Source organism: Pseudomonas sp. PDM30, assembly GCF_019218985.1.
GTDB lineage: Bacteria > Pseudomonadota > Gammaproteobacteria > Pseudomonadales > Pseudomonadaceae > Aquipseudomonas > Aquipseudomonas jessenii.
Window position 1 is genome coordinate 716564 of the sequence record NZ_JAHUWM010000001.1, and the last position, 16396, is coordinate 732959.

The following is a 16396-nucleotide window of genomic DNA, read 5'->3' on the forward strand; positions in this document are numbered from 1 at the left end:
TTGTTGATTCGCCCCACCGTTTATCGGTCGGCTCGCAATACCGTTCGCTCCATCCCACAGGCTCGTCGCGGTTTCATGTTCATTCTGGGGCTACTCTCCATTCTGGCCTGGGTTACTGACGAGAACCTTCCGTTACTCGGCTAATTAAAAATTACGGGTATCATATTTTAATAGGATTATGGTTATAATAAAATCCGCTTGCGCCGAAGTGCTTTCGCGTCAGGCGTCCTTCAGCATTCTCCAGGAGCACCGTCATGAATTCAGTTCAGTCCCAAGGCACGGCCCTCGTCACCGGCGCTTCTTCAGGTATCGGGGCGGTTTACGCTGAGCGGTTGGCAGCCCGTGGTTTTGATTTGTTGCTGGTGGCTCGCGACGAGCCGCGGCTGGAGGCGGCAGCGAGTAAGCTACGCTCCGAGCATGGGATCAAGGTCGAAGTGTTGAAGGCGGATCTCACCCAGAAGGAAGAGGTGCTGCAACTCGAACAGCGGTTACGCAGCGATTCGAGTATCAGCCTGTTGCTCAATAACGCCGGCGTGGCGGCGGACGGGCTGTTGGCCAATGCCGATACCAATCAACTGGAGCGAATGATTCAGTTGAATATCACCGCTGTCACGCGATTGGCCTCGGCAGCTGCGGCCAGCTTTACCAAGGCCGGGCGCGGCACAATCATCAATATCGCATCGGTGGTGGCTTTATTTCCCGCACGTTTCAACGCGACGTACAGCGCCAGCAAAGCCTATGTATTGAGCTTGACTCAATCGATGAGCGCCGAACTGGATGGCACTGGGGTGCAGGTTCAGGCGGTGCTGCCCGGTGTGACACGAACCGAGATCTGGGAGCGCTCCGGTATCGATGCTTCACAAATTCCAGCGGAAATGGTGATGGAGGCGGGTGAGATGGTCGATGCCGCATTGTCGGGCCTGGATCAGGGTGAATTGATCACCATTCCTTCGTTGCCCGATGCGGCGGATTGGGATGCGTTCGTGGCGGCGCGTCATGTCATGGCGCCTAACCTTTCCAGAAGCAGGGCCGCTGCCCGTTATCGGTAAGCGCCATCAATCGGCTTGAGGTGTATTTGGTATGAGTGATCGTCGAGTAGTTGTAACGGGCATGGGCCTGGTGTCACCGCTGGGGAGCGGTGTCGAAGCGGTCTGGGCGCGGCTGTTGGCCGGGCGTTCCGGGCTGCGCAATTTACCGCAAGAGGTGGTTGCCGATCTGCCGGCCAAGGTTGGCGGTGCAGTGCCTGCTCTGGCTGACGATCCGGAGGCGGGGTTCGATCCGGATCGGGCAACCTCACCCAAGGAGCAAAAGAAGATGGACCGCTTCATCCTGTTCGCCATGGAAGCGGCGCGTCAGGCACTGGAGCAAGCCGGCTGGCAAGCGCTGGATGCCAATGCCCAGGAGCGCACGGCCACCATCATCGGTTCAGGTGTAGGTGGTTTCGGCGCGATTGCCGAGGCGGTTCGCACCACCGATAGCCGTGGTCCGAGACGTTTGTCTCCATTCACTATCCCTTCATTTCTGGTCAACCTCGCGGCAGGTCATGTGTCGATCCAGCATGGTTTCAAGGGGCCATTAGGCGCGCCGGTCACGGCATGCGCCGCCGGGGTTCAGGCGATTGGTGACGCGGCGCGGCTGATCCGTACGGGGGAGGCGGATATCGCGGTGTGCGGCGGTGCGGAAGCGGCGATCGATCGGGTCAGCCTTGCCGGGTTTGCGGCTGCTCGCGCCTTGTCCAGCGCTTACAACGAAACGCCTGAGCGCGCTTCGCGACCGTTCGACAGTGGTCGAGATGGATTTGTCATGGGAGAAGGGGCCGGGCTGCTGGTCATCGAGTCTCTGGACCATGCACTGGCCCGGGGCGCGCACCCGCTGGCGGAGCTGGTCGGCTACGGCACCAGCGCCGATGCCTTTCACCTGACCGCCGGCCCCGAGGACGGCAGCGGTGCGCGGCGAGCGATGTCGTTGGCGTTGGCACAAGCAGGTGTTTCACCGGCTCAGGTTCAGCATCTGAATGCGCATGCAACCTCGACTCCGGTGGGGGATCTGGGAGAGCTGGCGGCGATCAAGGCATTGTTCGGCGCGCAAAACGGCATCGCCGTGACATCGACCAAGTCGGCGACCGGGCATTTGCTCGGTGCAGCGGGTGGACTCGAAGCGATCTTTACGCTGCTGGCGATCCGCGACCAGATCGTGCCGGCGACCCTCAACTTCGAAAACCCGGACCCTGCCGCTGAAGGCGTGGACATCGTTCATGGCAATGCTCGGCCGATGGCCATCGAATACGCATTGTCCAACGGCTTCGGATTTGGCGGGGTCAATGCCAGTGTGCTGTTCAAGCGTTGGCAGGGTTAATCCTGCGAGTGTTTGAGGTGTTCGCGTGCGACGTCGAGAATCCGTTGGGCAAATTCGGCGTCGGCAACGCTACGCGATAACAGCAAGGCGCCGACCAGCGTAGACATGATCACAATGCTGCGCTCGGCGCTCCGCTCTCCGTCAAGGGTGTGCTGGATCTGATCGAGTCGCGCCTGGAGCACGACATCGCTGGTTGGACTCGGTTGACCACGCAGTCCCAGTTCCGAAGAAATGGTCAACAGCGGGCAGCCTTCCTGAGGTGAGGTTTGATGCCATTCGGACAGATAAGCGTCGATGAAGGATTCGAGTGGATGCTCCTCGGCGAAGATTTGCGCGCACAACTCGTCGACTTGTGCGCCAGCCTCTTGCAAGGCTTTCTCTACCAGTTCGTCTTTGGACTTGAAGTGCGAGTAAAAGCCACCGTGGGTCAAGCCCAGTGCTTTCATCAGGGGTTGCAGCCCGGTCGCGCCGATACCATCGCGTCGAAATCGCGCTGAAGCTTCTTTGATTATGCGTTGGTGGGTCTGGGCTTTATGGTCCTGCGAGTAACGCATCTGATATCTCCGCATCAATGCGGACATATTAACCAATGAAAATTGCATGGTGACTGTACTTCTACTTCTAAAAAACATGCAGATGCTTCGATATGGGTCAAAAGCGGCATGATTTCAGGTGCTTTCACGCAAAAACAAACCCCGCCGTTTCAGGCGGGGTCTTCAGTCAGCGGTCCTGCGCTTCCTTGGCGTCCATTTCCGCATTGCGTTCGGCGACGCGCTTACGTTGCTCTTCGGTCAGTTCGACCTTGTTGGCGGTGTCGCGCAGCAGCATCAGACCACCAACGATCGAGCCGATGGCAACGACCAGAATCAACCAGGCATACCAGGGCATAGGACTCTCCTTGAAAGCAGGCGGGTTGGCGAGGGTTCGCCAACCGATCGTGCATACCACTTTGAGTGATGGGGTTTTGTCGCAGTTCCATCGCTATTACCCCCATTCTATGCCTGTTGTTCAAGGTTCACTCGAACGCTTTCAATGTCCGGTCAACATCGCATCCGCCGGTGCGTCGGCGCGCAATTGCGCGGTGAGCATGAAGTACAGGAAACCGGCCACCATGAAGCCCAGGAAGATCAGGCCGATCAACGTGTTGAACCAGGCCATCGCCACCAGGCACACCACCGCCAGCATCAGTGCAATGAACGGCACCAGCGGGTAGCACGGGGCGCGGAAGGTGCGCTCCAGGTTCGGCTCGGTTTTACGCAGTTTGAACAGGCTGAGCATGCTCATGATGTACATCACGATGGCGCCGAACACGGCCATGGTGATCATCGCGGCGGTCAGTGTCATGCCGCCGAGGTTGATCAGGCCGTCGCTGTAGATGGCTGCAATGCCGATCACACCGCCGGCGATGATTGCCCGGTGCGGGGTTTGAAAACGCGACAATCTGGCCAGGGACGCCGGCAGGTAACCGGCCCGGGCGAGGGCGAAGAACTGCCGCGAGTAGCCGAGGATGATCCCGTGGAAACTCGCCACCAGGCCGAACAGGCCGATCCACACCAGCATATGCAACCAGCCCGAGCTTTCGCCGACCACGGTTTTCATTGCCTGCGGCAGCGGGTCGTTGATGTTCGACAGGGTGCGCCAGTCACCGACACCACCGGCGAAGAACATCACACCCATCGCCAGCAGCACAAGGGTCAGAATACCGCTGATGTAAGCCTTGGGAATCGTGCGTTTCGGGTCCTTGGCTTCTTCGGCGGCCATGGCTGCGCCTTCGATGGCGAGGAAGAACCAGATGGCAAAGGGGATGGCCGCGAACATCCCGGCAATCGCTGGGGCGCCGAATACGTCGGAGCCGGCCCAGCCATTGAGCGCGAAGTTGCTGAAGCTGAATGCCGGGGCGACCACGCCCATGAACACCAGCAATTCAGCGACCGCCAACACGCAGACCACCAGTTCGAAGGTCGCCGCCAGTTTCACGCCCAGGATGTTGAGGCCCATGAATACGAGGTAGGCACCGACTGCCGCGTGTTTCGGGTCCAGGGCAGGAAACTGGACATTGAGGTAGGCGCCGATGGCCAGGGCAATCGCCGGTGGGGCGAAGACGAATTCGATCAGTGTCGCCAGTCCGGCGATCAAGCCGCCTTTCTCGCCAAAGGCGCGACGACTGTAGGCAAAGGGACCGCCAGCGTGAGGAATGGCGGTGGTCAGTTCGGTGAAGCTGAAAATGAAGCAGGTGTACATGGTGGCGACCATGAACGAAGTCACCAGAAAGCCCAAGGTTCCGGCCACGCCCCAGCCATAGCTCCAGCCGAAATACTCTCCGGAAATCACCAGCCCGACCGCAATGCCCCACAGGTGCAAGGTGCCCAGCGTGGGTTTGAGTTGTGTGTTCATGGGTTTGCTCCCTGAGTGGTTTGGAAAGCTCAGGGGAGGCCAGTGCAGTGGGCGTGCCATTTCGCGATTGCACGTCGTAATGGGCTGAAAGCTGTCGTATCGGGGATGTTCGCCACTGGATGCGCGAATATTGTGCGTCAGTCAGGGGCGCGCCGGTTTCAAATGCGGCTTTCGCGAGCAAGCCCGCATACCCGCTCCCCACACCGCTGCAACGCGCAGGCTTGGTGTTTCAATGCCGGTGCGGGCAGCGGTTGATATTCAGGCTTGCAGATTGAGGCACTCGCGCAACGCCGTTTGCCAGTCTGGTTGACTGACACCCCAGTCGCGTTGCAAGCGACTGCAATCCAGGCGCGAGTTGAGCGGCCGGGCTGCGGGTGTCGGGTAGTCGCTGGACGGGATCGGTAACAGGTCGGCGCAGGGCTTGCCCTGTTGTCGCAGCGCTTCACCGATCGCCTGGGCGAAGCCGAACCAGGAGGTCTCACCTTGAGCGCTCAGGTGATAAGTACCCCAGTTGGTAACCTGACTCGTCTGCCAGCGTTCAATCAGGGCAAGGGTGCTATTTGCGATTGTACCGGCCCATGTAGGTGCGCCGATTTGATCGGCGACTACACGTAACTCAGGTTTCTCTTGCAGCAGACGTTGCATCGTCAGCAGAAAGTTGCGGCCATGAGTCGAGTAGACCCAGCTGGTACGCAGAATCAGATGTTTACCTTGCACGTCCCTGATGGCCTGTTCACCGGCCAGCTTGCTCTTGCCGTACACCCCGAGCGGATTGGGCGTGTCGTCCTCGTTGTAAGGTCCGGCTTTCATCCCGTCGAATACATAGTCCGTGGAGTAATGTATCAACGGGATGTCGAGAGCCAGCGCTTCTTCGGCAAGGATGCCGGGAGCTACGGCGTTAATGGCAAAGGCTGATTGCGGTTCACTTTCTGCCAGATCAACCGCTGTATGGGCCGCCGCGTTGATGATCAGATCGGGTCGAATGTTTTGCACTTGATGGCGAATCTGATCGGGCTGCGCGAGATCGAGCTGATCGCGACCCAATACGACCAGTTCACCGACAGCCCCCAGCCGCTGTTGCAATTCATGTGAAACCTGACCGTGTCGGCCATTGATGAGTATTTTCACGGGAACAGTCCAGTCTCGTTACCGGGCGAATCGGGCTCGCACAGGTTCATTGCTCTTCCCCTGCCAGCTTGGCCAGGTACTGGCCATACCCGGTTTTGCCAAAGTACCGGGCGCGTTCCATCAACTGTTCGCGGTTGATCCAGGCGTTTTCATAGGCGATCTCTTCGAGACAGGCGACTTTGAGACCCTGGCGATGTTCGATGGTCTGCACGTACTGAGAGGCTTCGAGCAAGCTATCGTGGGTGCCGGTGTCGAGCCAGGCGAATCCTCGACCAAAACGCTCGACCTGAAGATCGCCACGTTGCAGATAGGCATTGTTGACGTCTGTGATTTCCAGCTCGCCGCGTGGCGAAGGTTTCACCGCCTTGGCGATCTCGATCACATCGTTGTCGTAGAAGTACAGGCCGGTAACGGCATAACTGGATTTCGGCGCTTTCGGTTTTTCTTCGATCGAAAGGGCACGGCCATCGCTGTCGAAATCAATCACGCCGAAGCGCTCGGGGTCCTTGACCCAGTAGCCGAATACGGTGGCGCCGGAGGTGCGTTTTGCCGCGTTCTGCAATTGTTCGCCAAAGTGCTGACCATGGAAGATGTTGTCGCCCAGGATCAGGCACACAGGGTCATCGCCAATGAACTCTTCGCCAATCAGAAAGGCCTGCGCCAGACCGTCCGGTGATGGCTGCTCGGCAAAGCTGAAATTCACCCCGAACTGGCTGCCGTCACCCAGCAGATTGCGATATTGGGGCAGATCCTGCGGGGTGGAGATCAGCAGAATATCCTTGATGCCGGCCAGCATCAGCACCGAAATCGGATAGTAGATCATTGGCTTGTCGTAGACCGGCAACAGCTGTTTCGACACTCCAAGCGTAATCGGGTGCAGGCGCGTGCCCGAGCCACCCGCCAAAACGATGCCTTTCATCATGCGAGCAGCTCCTTGGGATTGATGGCGCCAAGGCGTTCGCCCTGATAGCTGCCGTCTTGAACGCGGCGGCACCATTCCAGATTGTCCAGGTACCATTGAACGGTTTTGCGCAGGCCGGTTTCGAAGGTCTCTTCGGGCACCCAGCCCAGTTCGCGTTCAATCTTGCTGGCGTCGATTGCGTAACGCAGGTCATGACCAGGGCGATCCTGGACGAACGTGATGAGGTCGGCGTAATGCGCAACGCCCTCGGGCTTGTGCGGTGCCAATTCTTCGAGCAGGGCGCAGATGCCACGCACCACGTCGATGTTCTTTTGTTCGTTATGCCCGCCGATGTTGTAAGTCTCGCCGACGGTGCCGGTGGTCACCACTTTGAGCAGCGCACGGGCGTGATCCTCGACGAACAGCCAGTCGCGCACTTGCAGGCCATTGCCATACACCGGCAGCGGCTTGCCGGCCAACGCATTGAGGATGACCAGCGGAATCAGTTTCTCGGGGAAGTGGAACGGCCCGTAATTGTTCGAGCAATTGGTCAGCAGCACCGGCAAGCCATAGGTCCGCTGCCAGGCGCGGACCAGGTGGTCGGACGCTGCCTTGCTGGCGGAGTAGGGCGAGCTCGGCGCGTAGGGCGTCGTTTCCGTGAACAGATCATCGACACCGTGCAGGTCGCCGTAAACCTCGTCAGTGGAAATGTGATGAAAGCGGAAGGCGCTTTTCTCAGGTTCCGGGAGGGCTTGCCAATAGGCTCGGGCGGCTTCTAGCAGGCTGTAGGTGCCGACAATGTTGGTCTGGATGAATTCCGATGGCCCGTCGATGGAACGATCGACGTGGGACTCCGCTGCCAGGTGCATGATCGCGTGAGGCTGAAAGCGCGCCAGCACTGCACTGACGGTCGCCTGATCGACAATATCGGCCTGAACGAACTCGTAGCGAGTGTCGTTGGCAATGCTGGTCAGCGACTCGAGATTGCCGGCATACGTCAGTTTGTCCAGGTTGAGCACTTCATGCTCAGTGTGTTGAATCAGCTCGCGGACAAGGGCCGAGCCTATGAAACCGGCTCCGCCGGTAATTAGGATACGCACGTTGGGCCAGCCTTTTTCAGTAATGCGAATAGAGGTAGCTTGCAGGCGCAAGCGGGGAGGTGCAAGAGATCCTGACCCCAATCGGTTGCGTCGCGTCATTTGGGCCGGATTATCCATGACTTGCAACCAGCACTCACTACTCTCGCGCACAATTTAACGCTCTACGTACGACACTCCCGGTTTTTTCCGTACTCGAACGCCTTCCCGCACCCTGTAACCCCCGCGTAAACCCACTCTTTACGCTTTCTTTATGCCCTGCGGGCACCCTCGATCTCGTTCCTTTACAGCCTCCTTTCCGACAATGACTCCACACGCGGCAATACGCCGTAACACGGAGAACTTCCATGAGCGTTCTGGACGGGGTGTCGCTGCTGCTGGCAGTGGGGCTGTTCATTTATCTGTTTGTTGCGCTGCTGCGCGCGGACCGGAACTAGGAGCGGCTATGCACAGTTATGACTATTGGCTGATCCTCGGTTTTTTTGCCCTGGTTTTGGTCCCGGCGCCGTTTCTCGGGCGCTTCTACTACAAGGTGATGGAAGGGCAGCGCACCTGGCTGACGCCGATTCTCGGTCCGGTCGAACGTGGTTGTTATCGTCTGGCCGGCGTCGATCCGCAAGCCGAACAGAGCTGGCAGAAATACGCCCTGGCCTTGATTGCCTTCAACCTCGCGGGTTTCCTGCTGCTGTTCACGATCCTGTTGTTCCAGGACCACCTGCCGCTCAACCCGCAGAACCTGCCGGGTCAGGAGTGGACGCTGGCGTTCAACACCGCCGTCAGCTTCATGACCAACACCAACTGGCAGGCCTACAGCGGCGAAGCGTCCCTGAGCTACTTGAGCCAGATGGCTGGCCTCACCGTGCAGAACTTCGTCAGCGCCGCCACCGGTCTGGCGGTACTGGTCGCGCTGTGTCGCGGCATCGGCCGCAAATCCACCCGGACTCTGGGCAACTTCTGGGTCGACATGACCCGCGCCACCCTCTACGGCTTGCTGCCGCTGTGCCTGCTGCTGGCGCTGTACCTGGTCTGGCAGGGCGTGCCGCAAACTTTCGCACAGTACGTGAATGCAGTGACTATGCAGGGTGTTGACCAAGTGATTCCGCTGGGACCGGCTGCCAGTCAGATTGCCATCAAGCAATTGGGCACCAACGGTGGTGGCTTCTTCGGCGTGAACTCGGCGCATCCGTTCGAGAACCCGACGGCGTGGAGCAACCTGTTCGAAGTGGCCTCGATCATCCTGATCCCGGTGGCACTGGTGTTCACCTTCGGTCACTACGTAAAGGACCTGCGTCAGAGTCGCGCGATCATCGCCTGCATGCTGGCGCTGTTCCTGATCGGCGGCGCGACCTCGCTGTGGGCTGAATACCAACCTAACCCTGCCTTGAACAACGTCGCTGTCGAGCAGACCGCGCCGCTGGAAGGCAAGGAAGCGCGTTTCGGCACCACCGCCACCGTGCTCTGGTCGGTGACCACCACGTCCGCGTCGAACGGTTCGGTAAACGGCATGCACGACAGCCTCAACCCACTGAGCGGCATGGTGGCCCTGGTCAACATGATGGTCGGCGAAGTGATCTTCGGCGGCGTTGGCGCCGGGCTCTACGGCATGTTGCTCAACGTGCTGATCGCGGTGTTCCTCGCCGGCCTGATGATCGGTCGTACTCCGGAATACCTCGGCAAGAAACTGCAAGCCAGGGAAGTGCAATTGCTGGTGGTGACCCTGATGGTCATGCCGATTGGCGTACTGGTGCTCGGCGCGATCGCCGCCAGCCTGCCAGGCCCGGTGGCTGCGGTGAGCAACCCTGGGCCTCACGGATTCAGTCAGCTGCTCTACGCCTACACCTCGGCCAGTGCCAACAACGGTTCCGCTTTCGCTGGCTTCGGCGCCAACACCCCCTTCCACAACCTGATGCTGGGCCTGGGCATGTTGATCGGTCGCTTCGGTTACATCCTCCCGGTCCTGGCCCTGGCCGGCAGCCTGGCGCTGAAGAAAACCGCCCCGATCGGGCAGAACAGCTTCCCGACCCACGGCCCGCTGTTCGTGACCCTGCTGACCGTGACCATTTTGCTGGTGGGTGGATTGACCTTCCTGCCGACTTTGGCACTGGGTCCAATCGCTGAACATCTGGGTATGGCTGCTTTTGGGTTAAAGAGCTAAGGAGCTGATGATGAATATGCCCGTAACCAAAACCGTCGCCGCCAAGGCGCCGGAGCAACCGAAAACCGCGATCTCGGCCCTATGGCGCCCGGCGCTGCTGCAAGCTTTCGTCAAACTCGACCCACGGCAGTTGCAGCGTGCGCCGGTGATGTTGGTGGTCGAACTGACGGCGATCCTGACCACCGTGCTGTGCTTCATTCCCGACACCGCAGTGCCGACTTTCGTCGCCGCGCAAATCGCTGTGTGGCTGTGGTTCACCGTCCTGTTCGCCAACTTCGCCGAGGCCCTGGCCGAAGGTCGCGGCAAGGCCCGCGCCGACAGCCTCAAGGCCGGCAGTGAAGGCTTGAGCGCCCGGCGCAAAACCGGCAACGGCAGCTTTCAGGTGGTGCCCGCCGCCAACCTGCGCAAAGGAGATGTGGTGCGCGTCGAAGCGGGGGAGATGATCCCCGGTGACGGCGAGGTGATCGAAGGCATCGCGGCGGTCAACGAAGCGGCGATTACCGGTGAATCGGCCCCCGTGATTCGCGAGTCCGGTGGCGACCGTTCGGCCGTCACCGGCAACACGCGGCTGGTGTCCGACTGGCTGCTGGTGAAGATTACCGCCAACCCCGGTGAGTCGACCCTGGACCGCATGATCGCCCTGGTCGAAGGCGCCAAGCGCCAGAAAACCCCGAACGAAGTGGCGCTCGATATTCTGCTGATCGGCCTGACCCTGATCTTCCTGCTGGTTGTGGTGACCCTGCAACCGTTCGCCCACTTCGCCAACGGCAGCCTGCCGCTGGTGTTCCTGGTGGCGCTGTTGGTCACGTTGATTCCGACCACCATCGGCGGCTTGCTGTCGGCCATCGGTATCGCCGGTATGGATCGCCTTGTGCGCCTGAACGTGATCGCCAAGTCCGGTCGTGCGGTGGAAGCGGCGGGGGACGTGCACGTCCTGCTGCTGGACAAGACCGGCACCATCACCTTCGGTAACCGTCGTTGCTCGGCGGTGTATGCCGCGCCTGGCGTGACAGCCGGGGAGTTGGCCGAAGGCGCGTTGCTGGCCTCGCTGGCCGACGACACTGCGGAAGGCAAGTCGATCGTCGAGTACCTGCGCGGCCCCCATCCGCAACCGGAACCGTCCGCTGAGGTGCTGACAGCCGTGCCATTCAGTGCCGAAACCCGCTTGTCCGGTGTCGACTATCAGGGGCGCGTGTACCGCAAGGGCGCGGTGGATTCGTTGCTGGCGTTCGTTGGTCTCAAGCGTGCTGACCTGGCACCGGCCCTGTCCCGTGAAATCGACAAGATCGCCCAAAGCGGCGGCACCCCGTTGCTGGTGTGTGCCGACGGCAAGTTGCTCGGGGCGATCCACCTCAAGGACGTGGTCAAGCCCGGTATCCGCGAGCGTTTCGCCGAGTTGCGCAAACTGGGGATCCGCACCGTCATGGTCACCGGCGACAACCCGTTGACCGCCGCTGCCATCGCCGCTGAGGCAGGTGTGGACGATGTGTTGGCCGAAGCCACGCCGGAGAAAAAACTGGCGCGCATTCGTCACGAGCAAAACGACGGTCGTCTGGTCGCCATGTGCGGCGACGGCGCCAACGACGCTCCGGCCCTGGCCCAGGCGGACGTCGGCATGGCGATGAACGACGGCACGCAGGCGGCCCGTGAAGCGGCCAACATGGTCGACCTCGACAGCGACCCGACCAAGCTGCTGGACGTGGTGCAGATCGGCAAGGAGTTGCTGGTCACCCGCGGTGCGCTGACGACGTTTTCCATTGCCAACGACGTGGCCAAGTATTTCGCAATCCTGCCGGCGCTGTTCGCCGCGATCTACCCGCAACTGGGCGTGCTCAACGTGATGCACCTGAGCAGCCCGCAGAGCGCGATTCTCTCGGCGATCGTGTTTAACGCCCTGATCATTGTGGTGCTGATTCCGCTGGCGCTGCGCGGTGTGCGGGTTCACGCGGCGAGTGCGGCAGCGTTGTTGCGGCGCAATCTGTTGATCTACGGCCTGGGCGGGATTCTGGTGCCGTTCGTGGGGATCAAGGCGATCGACATGCTGTTGACGGCGTTGCATCTGGTTTGACTGAACACGCCCCCTGTAGGAGCGAGCTCGCTCGCGATGGTGGTTAACGATAACGCGCCCTTTCTGACAAAGCGCGGCGCCTTCAGATCCATCGCGAGCAAGCTCGCTCCTACAGGTTTTTCCTGTGAATTCGAGGATTTTCAAATGTCCACATTGATACGCCCGGCCCTGAGCCTGCTGGTCCTGATGACGCTGATCACCGGCGTCGCTTATCCACTGGTGGTCACCGGCGTGGCCCAGGTCGTGTTCCCGGATCAGGCCAACGGCAGCCTGGTGCGGGATGCCGAGGGCAAGGTCCGCGGGTCCTCTCTGATCGCTCAGGATTTCGTTGGCGACGCCTGGTTCCACCCGCGTCCTTCGGCCGGTGCCTTTGCCACCGTGTCGAGCAGTGCCAGCAACCTGTCGCCGAGCAACCCGGCGCTGGCGATGCGGGTGATCGACGATGCCAGCAAACTGCTGGTGCCAGGCCAGGGACCGGTGCCATTGGCGCTGGTCACTACGTCCGGCAGCGGTCTCGATCCGCACTTGCCACCGGCGGCGATTGCCTATCAACTGGCGCGTGTCGCGACGGCGCGCAATCTGCCGGTAGCGACCCTGCAACAACTGCTGGACGCCCACATCGAGCAGCCATTGGTAGGCCCGCCGGTGGTGAATGTGCTTGAGTTGAATCGGGCGCTGGAAAAACTGTAAATCAGCGGCGCTGCCAATCGCGGGCAAGCCCGCTCTCACATTGGAGTGCGTACACCTGTGGGAGCGGGCTTGCTCGCGAAGACTGCAGAACAGTCACTACATCAATCCAGGTAAAAAGAGACCCCAAGCATGAGCAACTCCGGCCGCGCCGACGCGCTGTTAGCAGACCTGCCCCGCGATGGCCGTGGCCGGCTCAAAGTGTTTCTCGGTGCCGCGCCGGGTGTCGGCAAGACCTACGCCATGCTGCAAGCGGCCCACACCCAGTTGCGCCAAGGGGTGAAAGTCATTGCCGGCGTCGTCGAAACCCACGGCCGGGCCGAAACCGAAGCACTGCTCGGCGGCTTGTCGCAGCAGCCGTTGGTACGCTCCGAGTACCGTGGCGTGTTGCTCGAAGAAATGGACCTTGACGGTCTGCTCCTCGCCAAACCCAAGCTGGTGCTGGTCGACGAACTGGCGCACACCAACGCACCCGGCAGTCGTCACGAAAAACGCTGGCAGGACATTCAGGAACTGCTCGCCGCCGGCATCGATGTGTACACCACGGTCAACGTCCAGCATCTGGAAAGCCTCAACGATCAGGTGCGTGGCATCACCGGCGTGCAGGTCCGCGAAACCCTGCCGGACTGGGTATTGCAGGAAGCTTATGAACTGCTGCTGATCGACTTGCCACCACGGGAGCTGCTCGAGCGATTGCGCGATGGCAAGGTCTATGTGCCGGAGCAGGCGCGGGCGGCCATCGATGCGTTCTTTTCCCAGACCAACCTGACGGCCCTGCGCGAACTGGCGATGCAGACCGCGGCGGCTCAAGTCGATAACGATCTGGCCCAGGGGTATCGTCAGTTGGGGCAAGCGGCGCCGGCCGTGCGCGGGCGTTTGCTGGTAGGGGTCGACGGCGATGCCCAGGCCGAGCGCCTGGTGCGTCATGCCAGTCGCGTGGCCCAGCGGCGGCACTTGCCCTGGAGCCTGGTGCACGTGGACAACGGCAGCGTGCGTGACGAGCAGTCCCGCCTGCGCCTGCAAAGCGCCCAGCAACTGGCCGAGCGCCTGGGCGGCGAAGTGGTGTTGCTGCGTGCCGGTGAGGTGGCGAAAACCCTGATCCAGCATGCCGCCGAACGCCGTGCCAGCCTGGTGCTGGTGGGTCAGTCCCGGCCGCGTTTGCGCCGACGTCTGTTCGGTGGCGGGCTGGCGGCGCGTCTGCTGCGTAATGCGCGCGGGCTGGAAATCAACGTTCTCGACAGCGATCACCAACCGCATCAACCCCATCGGCGGTCGATGCATTCACTGGTCTGGTTCGACTACGCATTGGCCGTGGTGGCGACGATTCTGGCCAGCGCTCTGGCCTGGGCCGTGGCGAGCGTACTGCCACTGCCGAACATTTCCCTGGTGTTCCTTGCGGCGGTATTGCTGGTGGCGGTGCGCAGCAGTCTCGGGCCGGCGCTGGCCTGTGCGGCGCTGTCGTTCCTGACCTATGACTTCCTGTTCATTCCGCCGAATTTCTCTTTCAGCATCCAGCGGGAAGAAGACGTGCTGACCTTACTGTTTTTCCTGCTGATGGCGGCCCTCACCGGCAACCTCGCGGCGCGCCAGCGCAGGCAATTGCAGGCACTGCGCGATACCCAGGAAGAGACCACCGAACTGCTCGACCTGTCACGCAAACTGACCGCCGCCACCGACCGCCAGGCTGTGGTCAGCGCGGCTGCCCAGCACCTCAACGGTTGGAGCGACGTGCAACTGTGCCTGCTCAATCGCGACGGGCAAAACGGCTGGAAAGTCGAAACCGGTGGCCCGCTGGAGTTCACCGAGGCTGAGCGCGCCGCCGCCGATTGGGCCTGGCAGCACGATCAACCCGCGGGTGCGGGCACCGGCACCTTGCCGTTCGGCCGCTGGTGGTGGTGGCCGTTATCGGTGGAAGACGGCCCGCTGGCGTTGCTTGGCGTGTGCGCCAGGGAAGGCCAGGCCCTGAGCGGCCAACGCCGACGCTTGTTGACCGCGCTGACCCAACCGCTAGCCCAGGCGCTGGCCCGGGCGCAACTGGCCGATGATCTGGAAGCGGCGCGGCTGCACGGCGAAACCGAGCAACTGCGCAGCGCCTTGCTGGCTTCGGTGTCCCACGATTTACGCACACCGTTGACATCCATGCGCGGCAGTATCGATAGCCTGCTGGCCCTGGGTGAAGCGATCCCGCTGGAGGATCGACGTGAACTGCTCGAAGGCACCCGTGATGAAGCCGAGCGCCTGGACCGCTACATTCAAAATCTGCTCGACATGACCCGGCTCGGCCACGGTGCCCTGAAGCTGGCGCGGGACTGGGTATCGCCGGCAGACATCGTCGGCAGTGCGCTCAACCGTCTGCGGACAGTCCTTGCGCCGTTGCAGGTCAGCACCGACGTGCCGGCGGAGTTACCGTTGCTGTTCGTGCATGCCGCACTGATCGAACAGGCACTGATCAACGTGATGGAAAACGCCGCGCGGTTTTCGCCACCCCACGGGCGTTTGCAATTGTGCGCAGGGGCTGATGACAGTGAGCTGTTTTTCTCGGTCAGCGACGAGGGCCCGGGGATTCCGGAGGAGGATCGGGCGAAGATTTTCGACATGTTCTATACCGCGGCGCGGGGTGATCGCGGCGGGCAGGGTACGGGGCTGGGGCTGGCAATTTGTCAGGGCATGGTCGGTGCCCATGGCGGGCGTATCAGCGTCGCCGACGGCATCGAGGGGCGCGGCACCTGCATCACGTTGCACCTGCCGCTACAGGCTCAGCCGGGATACGAAAGTGAAGCCTGATCGCGCTTGCGCTACTCTCTTGCCACTTCTTTGTATTGATGTGAATTCATGAGCCAGACCGCGACCATTTTGGTCATTGACGACGAACCGCAGATCCGCAAATTCCTGCGCATCAGCCTCGCTTCCCAGGGCTACAAAGTGCTGGAGGCGGGCACCGGAAGTGAAGGATTGGCGCAAGCTGCGTTGAACAAACCGGACTTGCTGGTACTCGATCTCGGCTTGCCGGACATGGACGGCCAACAGGTATTGCGCGATTTTCGCGAATGGTCGACGGTGCCGGTACTGGTGCTCTCCGTGCGCGCCGGTGAAGGGCAGAAAGTCGAGGCCCTGGATGGCGGCGCCAATGACTATGTGACCAAGCCATTCGGCATTCAGGAGTTCCTGGCGCGGATCCGTGCGTTATTGCGCCAGGCGCCCGCAGGCGAGGTGCAACAAGCGGAGCTGAACTTCGGTCCGTTGACGGTCGACCTGGCGTATCGCCGGGTGCTGCTCGACGATGTCGAAGTCGCACTGACTCGCAAGGAGTACGCCGTGCTGGCGCAACTGGCGCGGCATCCCGGGCGGGTGATCACCCAGCAGCAATTGCTCAAGGACATCTGGGGGCCGACTCACACCGAAGACACTCACTACCTGCGCATCGTGGTCGGGCATTTGCGCCAGAAACTGGCGGATGACCCGACCCGACCACGGTTCATCGTGACCGAGGCTGGGGTTGGGTATCGGTTGTTGAGTGAAGGCAGCCTTTAGATCTTCGTTGCTTGATCTGACGTCATCGCGAGCAAGCTCGCTCCCACATGGGATCCTGGTCAGACACACATTTTGTGAAC

Annotated in this window: 14 protein-coding genes; 8 read left to right on the forward strand and 6 right to left on the reverse strand. The window is 61.2% G+C overall.

The window, feature by feature from the left end; genetic code table 11:
* Window positions 1–254 precede the first annotated feature (254 nt).
* On the forward strand, window positions 255–1049 hold the full coding sequence (locus KW840_RS03320) for an SDR family oxidoreductase (RefSeq protein ID WP_218494445.1): 795 nt from the start codon (window positions 255–257) through the stop codon (window positions 1047–1049).
* Window positions 1050–1080: 31 nt separating this feature from the next.
* Window positions 1081–2355, forward strand: coding sequence for a beta-ketoacyl-ACP synthase II (gene fabF, locus KW840_RS03325; RefSeq protein WP_090457107.1), 1275 nt, complete (start codon window positions 1081–1083; stop codon window positions 2353–2355).
* Here the strand turns inward: fabF and KW840_RS03330 are convergent.
* The 6 genes from KW840_RS03330 to rfbB form a co-directional block, all read right to left on the reverse strand.
* A complete protein-coding gene (locus tag KW840_RS03330; protein ID WP_057713786.1) occupies window positions 2352–2909 on the reverse strand; it encodes a TetR/AcrR family transcriptional regulator in 558 nt (185 codons plus the stop codon). The two genes, fabF and KW840_RS03330, sit on opposite strands and share 4 nt — an antisense overlap.
* A gap of 166 nt (window positions 2910–3075) precedes the next feature.
* Window positions 3076–3243, reverse strand: coding sequence for a DUF2897 family protein (locus KW840_RS03335; RefSeq protein ID WP_007985427.1), 168 nt, complete (start codon window positions 3241–3243; stop codon window positions 3076–3078).
* 141 nt (window positions 3244–3384) lie between these two features.
* Window positions 3385–4749 carry an ethanolamine permease gene (gene eat, locus KW840_RS03340; RefSeq protein WP_218494446.1) on the reverse strand — a complete coding sequence of 455 codons (1365 nt, stop codon included), beginning with the start codon at window positions 4747–4749 and terminating at the stop codon, window positions 3385–3387.
* Window positions 4750–5007: 258 nt separating this feature from the next.
* Window positions 5008–5877 (reverse strand): dTDP-4-dehydrorhamnose reductase, encoded by an 870-nt coding sequence (gene rfbD, locus KW840_RS03345; protein WP_218494447.1) that lies wholly within the window; start codon window positions 5875–5877, stop codon window positions 5008–5010.
* A 46-nt stretch (window positions 5878–5923) separates the two neighbouring features.
* Window positions 5924–6799: a glucose-1-phosphate thymidylyltransferase RfbA gene (gene rfbA / locus KW840_RS03350; protein WP_057713789.1), complete on the reverse strand. Its 876-nt coding sequence runs from the start codon at window positions 6797–6799 to the stop codon at window positions 5924–5926.
* Window positions 6796–7878, reverse strand: coding sequence for a dTDP-glucose 4,6-dehydratase (gene rfbB, locus KW840_RS03355; RefSeq protein WP_057716576.1), 1083 nt, complete (start codon window positions 7876–7878; stop codon window positions 6796–6798). Before rfbB ends, rfbA begins: the two co-directional genes overlap by 4 nt.
* 344 nt (window positions 7879–8222) lie before the next feature.
* Here rfbB and kdpF point away from each other — a divergent pair, with 344 nt between their 5' ends.
* The 6 genes from kdpF (at window position 8223) to KW840_RS03385 (ending at window position 16316) form a co-directional block, all read left to right on the forward strand.
* The gene (gene kdpF / locus KW840_RS03360; RefSeq protein WP_079246727.1) at window positions 8223–8312 is read left to right on the forward strand and encodes a K(+)-transporting ATPase subunit F; all 90 of its coding nucleotides are present in this window, start codon (window positions 8223–8225) and stop codon (window positions 8310–8312) included.
* 8 nt (window positions 8313–8320) lie between these two features.
* Window positions 8321–10030, forward strand: coding sequence for a potassium-transporting ATPase subunit KdpA (gene kdpA, locus KW840_RS03365; RefSeq protein WP_218494448.1), 1710 nt, complete (start codon window positions 8321–8323; stop codon window positions 10028–10030).
* A gap of 10 nt (window positions 10031–10040) precedes the next feature.
* On the forward strand, window positions 10041–12098 hold the full coding sequence (gene kdpB / locus KW840_RS03370) for a potassium-transporting ATPase subunit KdpB (RefSeq protein WP_218494449.1): 2058 nt from the start codon (window positions 10041–10043) through the stop codon (window positions 12096–12098).
* A 144-nt stretch (window positions 12099–12242) separates the two neighbouring features.
* A complete protein-coding gene (gene kdpC, locus KW840_RS03375) occupies window positions 12243–12788 on the forward strand; it encodes a potassium-transporting ATPase subunit KdpC (protein ID WP_218494450.1) in 546 nt (181 codons plus the stop codon).
* A gap of 129 nt (window positions 12789–12917) precedes the next feature.
* Window positions 12918–15569: a sensor histidine kinase KdpD gene (locus KW840_RS03380; protein WP_218494451.1), complete on the forward strand. Its 2652-nt coding sequence runs from the start codon at window positions 12918–12920 to the stop codon at window positions 15567–15569.
* A gap of 48 nt (window positions 15570–15617) precedes the next feature.
* Window positions 15618–16316: a response regulator gene (locus KW840_RS03385; RefSeq protein WP_090457093.1), complete on the forward strand. Its 699-nt coding sequence runs from the start codon at window positions 15618–15620 to the stop codon at window positions 16314–16316.
* Window positions 16317–16396: the final 80 nt, after the last annotated feature.